We start from the raw sequence: 13,381 nt of genomic DNA, 5'->3' as shown, positions 1-13,381 counted from the left end.
GTCCGTTTAACCCGTTTTCGTCAGGAGAACCGTGTTCACCGTTCGCCGTCTGGCGCTGCTCTCGTGCAGTGCAACCCTTGCCCTCGGTTTGGTCGCCTGCAGCTCTTCGGACTCCGGTGACACCACCTCCACCTCCACCTCCGAGTCCGCCACCGCAGAGTCCGCCCTGGTGGTGTACTCCGGCCGCGGCGAAGAACTCGTCGACCCCCTGATCGAACGCATCGGCGGCGGCGTCGAGGTCGACTACTCGGGCAACACCAACGCCCAGGCCGCGAAGATCCTCGAAGAGGGCGACGCGACGCCGGCCGACGTCTTCTACGGCCAGGATGCAGGTGCACTGGGGGCCCTCGACGAAGCAGGGGCGCTCGCCCCGCTGCCCGAGGACATCCTCGCGCTCGTCCCCGAGCAGTACCGCGGCACCGACGGCACCTGGGTCGCCACGTCCGCACGGGCCCGCGTGCTGGCCTACAACTCCGATTCGGTGCAGGCAGCAGACCTGCCCACCGGTATCGACGGACTGCTCGACCCACGCTGGCGCGGACAGATCGGCTACGCACCCACCAACGCGTCGTTCCAGGCGTTCGTCACCGCATTGCGCGTGCAGCGCGGCGAGGAGGGTGCGCGCACCTGGCTCGAAGGATTCGTCACCAACGAGCCGGTCGCGTTCGAGGGCAACGGTCCGCTGCTGACCGCCGTCAACGACGGGCAGGTCTCCACGGGACTGCTCAACCACTACTACTGGTACCCGTTCAAGGACGAGAACGGTGCCGACGCTCCCGTCGAGCTGCACTACTTCGAGCCCGGCGACCCCGGCGCATTGATCAACGTCGCCGGTGCCGGTGTGCTGGCGGCGTCGGACAACCAGGAAGCGGCATTCGATTTCGTGCGCGAGCTGCTCTCGACCGAATCGCAGACGTACTTCGCCAACGAGACCGCCGAATACCCCGTCATCGACGGCGTCACGTCCGACTACGACCTGCCGCCGCTGTCGGACCTGGGTTCGACCGACCTCGACCTGGGCCGACTCTCGTCCCTCGAGGAGACCCAGACCCTGCTCACCGACGTCGGCATCATCTAGTCGGTGTTCGTGTCCGCACTCCAGCCGCTTCTGCGGCGCCACTTCGGCGGTCGTCCCGTTCTCGGGACGACCGCGTTGTGCGTGGGAGCGCTGACGCTGACACCCTTGGTGTACCTGTTCGTTCGAGCGTTCGACGGCGGAACCGAGAAGGTACTGCGGCTGCTCCTGCGGCAACGCACCCTCGACCTCGTTGTCCGGACGGCCACGCTCGCGCTCACCGTGGTGGTCGCCTCCGTCGTGGTGGGCACGCTGCTCGCCTGGTTGACCGTCCGAACCGATCTACCGGGTCGACGCATCTTCTCGATGATCCTCGCGGCACCGCTGGCCATCCCGTCGTACGTGTCCGGTTATCTGTGGATCGCTGAATTTCCCTCCCTTGCAGGATTTTCCGGTGCTGCGCTGGTGCTCACGTTGTCGTGCTTCCCGCTGGTGATGTTGCCGGTGTCCGCGGCGTTCGCCACCGCGGACCCGTCGTTGGCCGAAGTGTCCCGCACCCTCGGCCGCGGGGCGGTACGCACCGCACTGACCGTCGAGTGCCGTCGCGTCGTTCCGGCTGCGGCAGCAGGCGCGTTGTTGGTGGCGCTGTACACTATCAGTGACTTCGGGGCGGTGGCACTGATGCGGTACGACGCCTTCACTCTGGGCATCTACAGCGCCTACCGCGGCGGGCTCGATCGCACCGCGGCCGCTGTTCTCGGGTTGGTCCTCGTGGTGGGCGCGTTGGTGTTGACCCTCCTCGAACGGCGTGCTCGACGCGGGGCCACGGCGCGGGTGGGATCGGGAACCGACCGGATGGCCGAGCCTGTGGTTCTTGGCCGGTGGCGCGTGCCTGCTCTGGCCGTTATCGTTGCAGCCCTCGGTGTTTCGGTGCTGGTACCGATTCTGGCCCTGGCGCGATGGCTCACTCGATCGCTGCGCTTCACCGTCGACTGGTCGGACGTGCTGGCTGTCAGCGCAAAGACGGTCCAGTACTCGGCGACTGCTGCTCTGCTGGTCGCCGTGCTTGCGTTGCCGGTGGCGTTGTTCGCGGCCCGGTCCACGTCCCGCAGTGCGCGCACCGCCGAGTTGTCCACGTACATTGCGCACGGTCTCCCGGGTATCACCGTGGGACTGGCGACGGTGTTTCTCGGAATCAGATTTCTGCCGTCGTTCTATCAGACCGCGGTGCTGCTGGTGCTGGCGTACGTGGTGCTGTTCCTGCCGTTGGCCGTCGGCAGCACCCGATCGGTCGTCGACGCCACTCCGGTTGTGCTCGAGGATGTTTCACGGACCCTCGGTGCCGGGCGAGTGCGCACCGACCTGCGGGTGACGATTCCTGTCGCCGCGCCCGGCATCGCGGCCGGAGCCGCTCTGGTGTTCCTGACCGTCGCCAAGGAATTACCGGCGACGTTGATGCTGCGTCCCCGCGGTGTGGACACGCTCGCGACCACGCTGTGGTCCACCACCGAGGCATTCCGCTACGGCGAGGCAGCCCCCTACGCCCTCGCATTGATCCTGATCTCTGTCGTCCCGACGATCGTCCTGACCCGGGCGCTGCGGCGTACGACGCGAAAGCGAGTGACACTGTCATGAGCATGGTGATGTCCGATCTCGTTGCCTCGTACGGCAGTACGACGGTGCTGCACGGAATCGATCTCGACCTCGGCGACGGTGAGATGCTCGCCGTTCTCGGACCCTCCGGCTGCGGCAAGACGACTCTGCTGCGATCGATCGCAGGCCTGCACCGTATCGACGCGGGCCGCATCACCGCCGACGGGCGCGACCTCTCCGTCGCCGGGCGTGTTCAGGTGCCACCGGAGAAGCGGGGAGTAGGCCTGATGCCGCAGGAAGGTGGACTGTTTCCACATCTGACGGTGCGCCGGAACATCGAATTCGGTTTGCGCACAGGGTTCGTGCGGCCGTACCTGTCCGGCCGAGCCGAGCGGGCCCGACGCGTCGACGAGATGCTCGAGCTCGTCGGACTGCCCGACGCCGGTGCGGTTCGACCCAGCGAACTCTCGGGCGGGCAGCAGCAGCGGATCGCGTTGGCGCGCGCGTTGGCCCCGGCTCCCTCGGTGGTGTTGATGGACGAGCCGTTCGCTGCTCTCGATGCAGGTCTGCGGACCTCGATTCGGCAGGACGTGCGAGAGTTGTTGCTCACCAGCAAGACCGCGTCGATTCTCGTCACCCACGATCGGGCCGAGGCTCTGGGCACCGCGGATCGGGTTGCGGTCCTGCTGGGCGGGCGCTGCGCGCAGGTCGATACGCCGCGTGCACTGTACGAGCGGCCCACCACGCCGGCTGTGGCGAGCTTCGTCGGCGACGCCTATTACGTCGACGCTGCCGCGCGCGACGGTTGGGTCGACACCGTTCTCGGTCGTCTCGAATCCACCACCAGGGCAACGGGTATGGGGCAGGTCTTGCTCCGGCCCGAACAGTTGGTGGTCTCGGAGCGCGAGGACGGCGAATTTCTCGTCGAACACGAGGTTTTCACCGGCCCCGAATGCTCGGTCACTGTGCGACACCGCGATACCGGGCTCCGGCTGCGTGTCGTCGCTCGGGCCTGCGACCGATTCGCTCCCGGTACAGCCGTGAACGTCTCGGTGACCTCACCGGTGCACTGGTTTCCGCGTTCGGTGCGTTGATGCCGTGACGCAGGGTTCCGGTTGCGGTACGCGGCGGAACCCTGCGCAGTGGGCGAGTTATCGGGCCGTGCGCTTGGGCATGAACACCGCAGCGACAGTCATCAGGACGGCGGCGACCAGCACTCCGATGAAGACCAGATGGATGGCGTCGGACAGTTGTTCGGGTTCTGGATCTCCGGACACACGGGCGTTGACGATGGCACCGAACACCGCGACGCCGACGGCGCTACCGAGTGAACGGGCGAACATGTTGGTGGAGGTGACGACGCCGCGTTCGGCCCACTCGACGCTCGACTGTGCGGCGATCAATGTGGGGCTCGCGATCAACCCCATGCCGAGGCCGATGACGAAGCACATCGCCGCGACGTGCCAGATCTGCGAATCGGCGTCGAGCAGAGTCGTCAGTGCCGTACCCACGATCCCGATCGAACCGCCGACCACTGCCGTCGTGCGGAAGCCGAAGCGCAGGTACACCCGCCCGGACTGGGATGCCGCGATCGGCCAGCCGAGGGTCAGCGTGGACAGCGAGAAGCCGGCGATGATGGCTCCGGTGCCGAACACGCCCTGTACGAAGGTCGGGACGTAGGACGTCAGTCCCAGGATCAATGCGCCGACGAGCAACGAGATGACGCTGCTGACCACCAGCACCCGCCGGGTGAACACCCACAGCGGCAGGATCGGCTCCTCGGCGCGGGACTCGACCCACGCGAACACCGCCAGCAGTAGGAAGCCCACGACGAAGATCGCGATGCTGATCGGCGAACCCCAGGCCCAGGACTGGCCGCCTTCGAGCAGGCCGAGGAGCACCATCGTCGCGCCGACCGTGAGCAGAGCGGCACCGAGGTAATCGATCTTCGGCTTGGTGCGTTCGACTGCGCCTTCCTCGAACTTGCGCAGCAACATGAACGCCGCCACCGCGCACAGCGGAATGTTGATGAAAAAGATCCACCGCCACGACAGGTACTCGGAGAAGACGCCACCGAGGGCGGGGCCGAGCACCGAGGAGATCGCCCACACGCTGGCCAGGTAGCCCTGCACCTTGGCGCGCTCGGGCAGCGTGTAGATGTCGCCTGCGATGGTGATGGACATCGGCTGGACGGCACCCGCGCCGAGTCCCTGAATCGCGCGGAAAGCAATCAGAGCAGGCATGCTCCACGCCAGGCCGCACAGAATCGAGCCCAGGCAGAACACCGCGATGCCGAACACCATGATCTTCTTGCGCCCGAACAGATCGGACAATTTGCCGTAGAGCGGCACCGAGACAGCCTGTGCCAGCAGGTAGATCGAGAACAACCAGGGGAACTGCGCAAACCCGCCGAGGTCGCCGACGATGGTGAGCACCGCAGTGGCGATGATCGTCGCGTCCAGCGCAACCAGCGACGAGCTGAGCATCAGCGCGATCAGGATGGGACCGCGTTCGGAGCGGAATCCGATGTCCGGGGTCGATTCGGTCGTTGCCATTGCTACTCATTGTGATCCCTGCCCGCCGACGTGGCGGCACCGGCCCAGATAGTGTTGAGCCTCGTGCGACCATCACTGAGTAGCTACGAGCATCTGGCCGGCGGCAAGGTCCGCGATCTGTACACGATCGACGACGCGCATCTGCTGCTCGTCGCGAGCGATCGAATCTCGGCCTACGACCACATCCTCGACACCCCGATCCCGGACAAGGGACGGGTGTTGACGGCGATGAGCGTGTTCTTCTTCGAGGAGCTCGGCGGCGTCAACCACCTGGCCGGTGATCCGCTCGACGAACGCATCCCCGCCGAACTGCTCGGCCGCGCCCTGGTGGTGAAGAAGCTGAACATGGTGCCGATCGAGTGCGTTGCTCGCGGCTATCTCACCGGATCCGGGTTGGCGGATTACAACGCGACCGGTGCCGTGTGCGGCGTCGAACTGCCGCCCGGCCTGATCGAATCGAGCAAACTCGACGAGGTCATCTTCACTCCTGCCGCCAAGGCCGAACTGGGCGAGCACGACGAGAACATCACCTTCGACCAGGCCGTCGAACTGGTCGGTGCCGAGCTGGCCTTCAAGCTCCGCGAAGACACCATCGAGATCTATTCGCGTGCAGCCAACTTCGCTCTGGAACGCGGAATCATTCTCGCGGACACCAAGTTCGAGTTCGGGACCGATGCCGACGGCAACCTCGTTCTCGCCGACGAGGTGCTCACCCCCGATTCCTCGCGCTACTGGCCTGCCGATTCGTACGAAGAGGGTCGCGTTCAGCCCAGTTTCGACAAGCAGTTCGTTCGCGACTGGCTGACCGGCGAATCCGGCTGGGACCGAGCGTCCGACACCCCACCGCCACCGTTGCCCGACGACGTCGTCGCCGCAACGCGCAGCCGCTACATCGAGGCTTACGAGCGCATCTCGGGCCTGAACTTCGACGATTGGGTCACGCCATGACGATCACCCCTCCCATTGCCAAGAAGGTGCCGCAGGGGCGCACCCATCACGGCGACACGTTCATCGACAACTACGAGTGGTTGCGCGCCAAGGAAGACCCCGAGGTGATCGCCTACCTCGAGGCCGAGAACGCCTACACCGAGCAGCAGACGGCCGGACTGGAATCACTCCGCGGCAAGATCTTCGACGAGATCAAATCGCGCACCCAGGAGACCGACCTGTCCGTGCCGACGCGCATGGGCCAGTGGTGGTATTACTCGCGCACCGTCGAGGGTAAGTCGTACGGCCTCCAATGCCGTTGCCCCGTCGACTCTCCCGACGACTGGACACCGCCGACGCTGTCTTCCGACGTGGACGTGCCGGGGGAGCAGATCCTGCTCGACGCCAACGTCGAAGCGGAGGGTCACGACTTCTTCTCGCTCGGGGCATTCTCGATCAGCCTCGACGGCACGTTGCTGGCGTATTCCACCGACACCGAGGGCGACGAGCGGTACACGCTGCGTTTCAAGAACCTCGAGACCGGTGAACTGCTCGCCGACACCATCGAGAACGTCGCGCCGGGTGCCACCTGGACTGCCGACGCCACGCATGTCTTCTACCTGACGGTCGACGAGTCCTGGCGTCCCGACACCGTCTGGCGGCACACGCTCGGTAAGGCCGAGGACGTCAAGGTCTTCCACGAGCCCGACGAGAGCTACTGGGTCGGATTCGGTTCCACCCGTAGCGAGAAGTACCTGATGATCTGGGTCGGCTCGAAGATCACCTCCGAGTGCCTCGTCCTCGAATCCACCGATCCCGAGGGCGAATTCCGCGTCGTACTGCCGCGCACGGACGGCATCGAGTACAGCATCGAACACGCCGTCGTAGCCGGTGAGGATCGCTTCCTGATCACCCACAACGGCTCGGTCAACGGCTGGGGCACCGAGGGGGAGAAGGCCGAGAACTTCCTGCTCGCCGAGGCCCCGGTCAGCGATCCACTCGATCAGCGCATTCTGGTTCCACACCGCGACGACGTCCGAGTCGAGGACATCGATGCCTTCGCGAGCCACCTGATCTTCACCTATCGCCGAGAAGCGTTGACTCGCATGGCAATCTGGCCGTTGACCGACGAGGGATACGGCGAGTACCGCGAGCTCGAATTCGACGAGGAGCTCTACTCCGTCGGTGCGGGCTCGAACCCGGAATGGGACCAGCCGCTGCTGCGGATGGTCTACACCTCGTTCATCACCCCCGGCCAGGTGTACGACCTGGACATCGCCAGTGGTGAGCTCCTGCTCCGCAAATCGCAGCCGGTTCTCGGTGAGTTCGACGCCGGCGACTATGTGCAGCACCGAGAGTGGGCGACCGCGCCGGACGGAACACAGATTCCGCTGTCGGTCATCGCTCGCAAGGACGTCCCCGAGGGGCCTGCTCCCACGCTGCTGTACGGCTACGGATCGTACGAAGCATCGATGGACCCGTCGTTCTCGGTAGCGCGTCTGTCCCTGCTGGACCGCGGCATCGTCTTCGTCGTCGCACACGTGCGCGGCGGCGGTGAGATGGGTAGGCACTGGTACGACCAGGGCAAGACACTGCAGAAGAGGAACACGTTCACCGACTTCATCGCTGCCGCACAGCATCTGATCGACACCGGCCGTACCTCACCGAAGCATCTGGTCGCCGACGGCGGCAGCGCAGGTGGTCTGCTGATGGGTGCGGTGGCCAACCTCGCACCCGAGCTGTTCAACGGCATCCTGGCCAACGTTCCGTTCGTCGACCCACTCACCTCCATCCTCGACCCGTCGCTGCCGCTGACGGTGATCGAATGGGACGAGTGGGGAAACCCGTTGGCGGACAAGGAAGTGTACGAGTACATGAAGTCGTACAGCCCCTACGAGAACGTCGAGGCCAAGGACTACCCGTCGATCCTCGCGATCACGTCCATCAACGACACCCGCGTCCTGTACGTCGAACCGGCCAAATGGGTTGCGGCCCTGCGAGCCACGAAGACGGGTGACTCGGACCTGCTCCTCAAGACCGAAATGAGCGCCGGACACGGCGGAGTGAGCGGACGCTACGAGAAATGGAAAGAAGCGGCTTTCGAGTACGCCTGGATCGTCGAGAAGACCGGTGCCCATGTGAGTGGCTGACTTTCGGGTCGTTCCGCAAACTCCACTCCTGCCTCGTAGCCTGCTCCGAATTTCCACTCACATGCGGCGCCAGCCGCTCTAACGCCACACGTAGCGGACCTGCGGTCGCCCGGCCTTACCGTATTCGGTGTGCCGGGTGACCAGGCCGTCGTCGGCCAGTCGTTCGAGGTAGCGCCAGGCCGTCACCCGGGATACGCCGACAACCTTGGCCGCCTCGGAGGCGTTGAGGCCGTCGACGGATTCCTTGACGCTGGCTGTGATGCCGTCCATCGTCTGTGGGGCAATGCCTTTGGGGGTGGAGACGCGTTCGTCGGCCGTGCGCAGATGTGCCATCGCACGGTCGATGTCTCGCTGACTGGACGCGTTCTCGCCGGCGGGTAATGCATCGTGGAATTCGCGATAGCGCTCGAGCTTGTCTCGGAACGCAGCGAACGTGAACGGTTTGAGCAGATACAGCACGATGCCGTGCGCCACTGCCGAACGCACCACCGACAGATCACGTTCGGAGGTGATGGCAATGACGTCGGGGCTCGGACGCAGACCGCCGAGCGCCGCGGCGACGTCGATGCCACTGGCGTCGGGCAGGCCGATGTCCAGCAACACCAGATCGACGGGTTCGGTGCTGGCGAATCGCATGGCCGCAGCGCCGGTGTGCGCGACGCCGGCAACGTCGAAACCGGGCGTCCGCTCGACGTACGTCTTGTGGGCCTCGGCGATGAGCGGTTCGTCGTCGACGATCAGTACGCGGATCACGACGTCGCCCCCGGAATGGTCGCAACCAACACCGACCCGTACGTCACTTCCGAGGTCAACGTGCCACCGTGCCGCGTGATCACCTGCGTCACCAACGCGAGGCCGAGTCCGCGAGATCCGGATTTGGTCGAATATCCGCGCCGGAGAGCAGCTTTCAAGGTTTCCGGCGGCATGCCGGGACCGCTGTCGGCCACTCGGACGACGAGTTCACCGTCGGCGTCGCGGACCGTCACTTCGACCCACGGCTGGTCGGATTCTTTCGAGGCATCGATCGCATTGTCTATCAGATTGCCGACCAGCGTCACCAATTCGCGAGCAGTCAGAACCCCTTCGTGTTCCATCGCCGTGTCGTCGGTGATCGTCAGCTCGACGCCCTGTTCGGCAGCCTGGCTGACCTTGCCGAGCAACAGCGCCGCGAGCGCAGGCTCGCTTACCGCGTTCATCAACCGGTCGATGAGAGTCTGCGAGAGTTCGAGATCGGCCGTCGCGAATTCGACGGCTTCTTCGGGCCGACCGAGCTCGACCATCGTGATGACCGTGTGCAAGCGATTCGCCGCCTCGTGCGCCTGCGAGCGCAGTGACTCCGCGAAACTGCGCACCGAATCCAATTCGCCCATCAACGAACGCAACTCGGTCTGATCGCGAATCGTCAAAACGTTACCCAGGCGTTTGCCCTCCCACATGACCGGATCCTCGTTGACGACGAGTACACGATCTTTCGTCAGGTGCAGCTCACCGCGGACGATCCCGGTGTCCATCTGTTGCATCGACTCCGGCAACGACGTCAGCGACACCGGCCCGTCCGGTAGGTCGAGAAGGCGTCGGGCCTCGTCGTTGACCAACTCCGCCTCGTCGCTGCGTCCGAACACCAACAGACCCTCGCCGATGGAATGCAGAACGGCGTCGTGATGCTCGTACATCGTCCGCAATTCGGCCGGAGCCATTCCCAATGTCTGACGCCGTAGCCGGCGGCTGAGCAGCGTCGAACCGGCCGCAGCGACGACGAAGGCCGCGAGCACGACGGCGAGGATCAACGGCAGGCCTTGTAGGAACTGATCGCTGATCTTCTGGCGGGTGACTCCAGCGGACACGAGACCGACGATCTCGCCGTCGGTATCGGTGACGGGTGTGACCGCTCTGATCGACGGGCCGAGAGAGCCCACGTACGTCTCGGTGAACGTCTCACCGAGCAGTGCGCGATCGATGTTGCCGCTGAACGGTTTACCGATCAGGTCGACGGTGGTGTGCGTGAAGCGGGTGCGATCGGGAGCCATGACGACGATGAAATCGACCCCGGTGACCTGCCTGATCTTCTCCGTTTCCGGCTGCAGACGAGACGTCGGGTCGTCGGATTCGATGGCCAGCGGCGTCGACGGTTCGTTGGCGATACTCACCGCGATCGCCGTCACCTCACGTCGGGTGGCGTCGTCGCTGTTGGACCTCTCGTTGAGGATCGTCAGTATCCCGCCGGCGAGAACGACGACGGCCATGACGACCAGTTGCAGGACCAAAACCTGGCCCGCCACGCTCAGCGGCCGCTTCGAGGACAACACATTCCTTTCGGACAAGAAACATCGATGTGAACAGAATGAACGTATAGGTGACTCCAGTCACTGGGTGCAGCAACATCATCTCTCAGCAGGGGTGACCCACCTCACTCCACTCCGGCGATCACGAAGCCACCAGCCACATTCACGCACCACCGGAACACTAAGGAACGTCCATGACTATCAGCACCGACGCTGAGCGGAACGACAATCCGTCGTCCGAGCCGAAGAAGAAGCGCGACAGAACGCACTGGCTCTACATCGCGGTGATCATCGCCGTCATCGCCGGCATCATCGTCGGGTTGGTGGCCAAGGATTTCGCGTCCGACCTGTCGATCCTCGGCACGCTCTTCGTCAGCCTGATCAAGATGATGATCAGCCCGGTCATCTTCTGCACCATCGTCCTCGGCATCGGATCGGTACGCGCCGCAGCCAGCGTCGGCCGAGTCGGCGGCCTGGCGCTCGCTTACTTCATCGGCATGTCGACCATCGCCCTCGGTATCGGCATGGTTGTCGGCAACCTCATCAAGCCCGGTGACGGACTGAACATCACGCCGAACGACGCCGGACTCAAGCTCGCCGACACCGCCCACGAGGCCGGCGGGACGATGGACTTCATCGCCGGAATCATTCCGACGTCGCTGCTTTCGTCGCTGACGGCCGGTTCTGTTCTGCAGACGCTGTTCGTCGCCATCCTCGTCGGTTTCGCCCTGCAGGCCATGGGCAAGCAGGGTGAAGGCATCCTCAAGGGCATCGGCGCAGTACAGAAGCTCGTCTTCCGCATCCTCACGATGATCCTGTGGCTCGCCCCGATCGGTGCCTTCGGTGCCATCGCCGGTGTCGTCGGCAAGACCGGCTTCGACGCAGTCATTCAGCTCGGCACTCTGATGCTGGCCTTCTACATCACCTGCTTCATCTTCGTCTTCTTCTTCCTCGGCCTGATTCTCAAGTTCGTCTCCGGCTTCTCGATCTTCAAGCTGGTCAAGTACCTGGCCCGGGAGTACCTGCTCATCGTTGCCACGTCGTCCTCCGAATCGGCCCTGCCGCGTCTGATCGCCAAGATGGAGCACGTCGGAGTCGAGCGCACCACCGTCGGCATCGTCGTCCCCACCGGTTACTCGTTCAACCTCGACGGCACTGCGATCTACCTGACCATGGCCTCGATCTTCATCGCCGACGCCATGAACATGCCGCTCTCCATCGGGGAGCAGTTCTCGCTGCTGCTGTTCATGATCATCGCCTCCAAGGGCGCAGCCGGAGTGTCCGGAGCAGGCCTGGCGACTCTCGCCGGCGGCCTGTCGAGCCACCGCCCGGAACTGCTCGACGGTGTTCAGCTCATCGTCGGAATCGACCGCTTCATGTCCGAAGCCCGCGCCGTCACCAACTTCTCCGGTAACGCCGTTGCCACTCTGTTGGTCGGTACGTGGACCAAGACGATCGACGCCGCCCGAGTCACCGAGGTGCTCGACGGCAAGCACCCGTTCGACGAGGAGACCATGGTCGACGACCACCTCCCCGAGGACGACCGGCCTGCCGACAAGCAGGTCATCATCGAAAAGAACGCCGCCAAGGCATAAGAACCTGCCGGGCGACGCGCATCCCCCCGTCGCCCGGTTCGGAAGAACGCAAGTACGGCCCTGCCACCAGCGGGGTCGTACTTGCTTTTGTGCGTCGGTTCCATTCTGTCGGTACTCACAGGTAAGTTCGGATGATGACTGAAGTTCAGAACATCGGCATCAACACGCTGGGTGGTGCGCCCACCTCGCTCGACGAGTACGCCGGACGGGCCGTCCTCGTGGTCAATGTCGCATCCAAGTGCGGACTGACCCCGCAGTACGAAAAGCTGGAGAAGCTCGCCAACGAGTACTCCGCCAGTGGCCTGTCGGTCGTCGGGGTGCCGTGTAACCAGTTCGGTGGCCAAGAGCCCGGCACCGCCGAAGAAATCGAAACTTTCTGCTCCACCACGTACGGCGTCACGTTCGCGATGACCGAGAAGGTCGACGTCAACGGTGACAACCGGCACCCGCTCTACGCCGAACTGACCAAGACCGAGGACGCCGACGGCACCGCCGGAGACGTTCAGTGGAACTTCGAGAAGTTCCTGATCTCCCCGGATGGCGTCGTCACCAACCGTTTCCGCCCGCGCACCGAGCCGGACGCACCCGAGGTGCTCGCCGCGATCGACAAGATCCTGCCGAAGGAAACGATCGCCGTTTAGCTTCTGTCTGCATCGACGTCGAGCCTCGTTCACGCTGGTGTGCGAGGCTCGAGTCATGTCTGGACGCCTGATCGTGTCGGTGAGCGGAATCAAGAACGACACCTACGAGCACGCCGCCGAGTTCGCACGAGAACTCGACGGACGGGGCGTCCCGCTGTCCCTCCTCGTCGCTCCCCGGCTGAAAGACAAATACCGTCTCGCAGCCGACGTGCCCACCCAGGAATGGCTGCGGACGCGACGCGACGGAGGCGACGCCATCGTTCTGCACGGCTACGACCAGGCCGCGACGAAGCGTCGACGCTCCGAATTCTCCGCACTGCCGCGTCACGAAGCTCGACTGCGCTTGATGGCCGCCGACCGCGTCATGGAACAGACCGGCCTGCGTACCCGAGTGTTCGCCGCTCCGCGCTGGATCGCCTCACCCGGAGCCATCGAGGCGCTCCCGGATGCAGGATTCCGAATGATCGCCTCGCTGAACGGTATTCACGACCTCGACCGCGACGGCACCATCCGCGCCCGGGTCTGGGGAATCGGCGAAGGCTTCAAAGCCGAACCTTGGTGGTTCAAAGCACTCGTACTCGGGGCCGGTCGCAACGCCCGACGCGGGGGAGTGGTGCGCCTGG

At 64.6% G+C, this 13,381-nt stretch carries 11 protein-coding genes; 8 read left to right on the top strand and 3 right to left on the bottom strand.

Annotated elements, in window-relative coordinates:
- The first annotated feature begins 31 nt into the window (after positions 1-31).
- The 3 genes from VF34_RS23275 to VF34_RS23265 are packed head-to-tail and all read left to right on the top strand — an operon-like array spanning position 32 to position 3,702.
- A complete protein-coding gene (locus VF34_RS23275) occupies positions 32-1,078 on the top strand; it encodes an iron ABC transporter substrate-binding protein (protein WP_045842058.1) in 1,047 nt (348 codons plus the stop codon).
- A gap of 9 nt (positions 1,079-1,087) precedes the next feature.
- Positions 1,088-2,650, top strand: coding sequence for an ABC transporter permease (locus VF34_RS23270; RefSeq protein ID WP_231578262.1), 1,563 nt, complete (start codon positions 1,088-1,090; stop codon positions 2,648-2,650).
- Positions 2,651-2,652: 2 nt separating this feature from the next.
- Entirely contained in the window at positions 2,653-3,702 is a 1,050-nt protein-coding gene (locus tag VF34_RS23265) for an ABC transporter ATP-binding protein (protein WP_228139151.1), read from the top strand.
- Between the two features lie 57 nt (positions 3,703-3,759).
- Here VF34_RS23265 and VF34_RS23260 read toward each other — a convergent pair whose 3' ends face one another.
- Complete coding sequence (locus VF34_RS23260; RefSeq protein ID WP_032374019.1) at positions 3,760-5,163, bottom strand: MDR family MFS transporter; 1,404 nt, start codon at positions 5,161-5,163, stop codon at positions 3,760-3,762.
- Between the two features lie 63 nt (positions 5,164-5,226).
- Between VF34_RS23260 and VF34_RS23255 the strand changes: the two genes are divergently transcribed.
- Together VF34_RS23255 and VF34_RS23250 are read left to right on the top strand one after the other, a co-directional pair.
- Positions 5,227-6,111, top strand: coding sequence for a phosphoribosylaminoimidazolesuccinocarboxamide synthase (locus VF34_RS23255; protein WP_032374034.1), 885 nt, complete (start codon positions 5,227-5,229; stop codon positions 6,109-6,111).
- Positions 6,108-8,240: a S9 family peptidase gene (locus VF34_RS23250; RefSeq protein WP_032374018.1), complete on the top strand. Its 2,133-nt coding sequence runs from the start codon at positions 6,108-6,110 to the stop codon at positions 8,238-8,240. The genes VF34_RS23255 and VF34_RS23250 overlap by 4 nt, the downstream gene beginning before the upstream one ends.
- A 78-nt stretch (positions 8,241-8,318) precedes the next feature.
- Here VF34_RS23250 and VF34_RS23245 read toward each other — a convergent pair whose 3' ends face one another.
- Positions 8,319-8,993, bottom strand: coding sequence for a response regulator (locus tag VF34_RS23245; protein WP_032374017.1), 675 nt, complete (start codon positions 8,991-8,993; stop codon positions 8,319-8,321).
- Entirely contained in the window at positions 8,990-10,483 is a 1,494-nt protein-coding gene (locus VF34_RS23240) for a sensor histidine kinase (RefSeq protein ID WP_230595256.1), read from the bottom strand. The genes VF34_RS23245 and VF34_RS23240 overlap by 4 nt, the downstream gene beginning before the upstream one ends.
- Before the next feature lie 233 nt (positions 10,484-10,716).
- Here VF34_RS23240 and VF34_RS23235 point away from each other — a divergent pair, with 233 nt between their 5' ends.
- The 3 genes from VF34_RS23235 to VF34_RS23225 form a co-directional block, all read left to right on the top strand.
- Positions 10,717-12,117: a cation:dicarboxylate symporter family transporter gene (locus VF34_RS23235; RefSeq protein ID WP_032371343.1), complete on the top strand. Its 1,401-nt coding sequence runs from the start codon at positions 10,717-10,719 to the stop codon at positions 12,115-12,117.
- A gap of 131 nt (positions 12,118-12,248) precedes the next feature.
- Entirely contained in the window at positions 12,249-12,758 is a 510-nt protein-coding gene (locus VF34_RS23230) for a glutathione peroxidase (protein WP_027495833.1), read from the top strand.
- A gap of 55 nt (positions 12,759-12,813) precedes the next feature.
- A partial coding sequence (locus VF34_RS23225) for a DUF2334 domain-containing protein (protein ID WP_045842147.1) occupies positions 12,814-13,381 on the top strand: 568 nt, incomplete at its 3' end.

The organism is Rhodococcus sp. PML026 (assembly GCF_000963615.1).
Classification (GTDB): domain Bacteria; phylum Actinomycetota; class Actinomycetes; order Mycobacteriales; family Mycobacteriaceae; genus Rhodococcoides; species Rhodococcoides fascians.
The sequence above is the reverse complement of the archived record's forward strand: the minus strand, read 5'-3'. Positions and strand labels throughout refer to the sequence as shown.

Excerpts from the sequence above, each read along its gene's own strand:
- VF34_RS23265 (WP_228139151.1), top strand. The coding sequence starts at position 2,653 with ATGGTGATGTCCGATCTCGTTGCCTCGTACGGCAGTACGACGGTGCTG.
- VF34_RS23260 (WP_032374019.1), bottom strand. The coding sequence starts at position 5,163 with ATGGCAACGACCGAATCGACCCCGGACATCGGATTCCGCTCCGAACGC.
- VF34_RS23250 (WP_032374018.1), top strand. The coding sequence starts at position 6,108 with ATGACGATCACCCCTCCCATTGCCAAGAAGGTGCCGCAGGGGCGCACC.
- VF34_RS23240 (WP_230595256.1), bottom strand. The coding sequence starts at position 10,483 with ATGGCCGTCGTCGTTCTCGCCGGCGGGATACTGACGATCCTCAACGAG.
- VF34_RS23235 (WP_032371343.1), top strand. The coding sequence starts at position 10,717 with ATGACTATCAGCACCGACGCTGAGCGGAACGACAATCCGTCGTCCGAG.
- VF34_RS23230 (WP_027495833.1), top strand. The coding sequence starts at position 12,249 with ATGATGACTGAAGTTCAGAACATCGGCATCAACACGCTGGGTGGTGCG.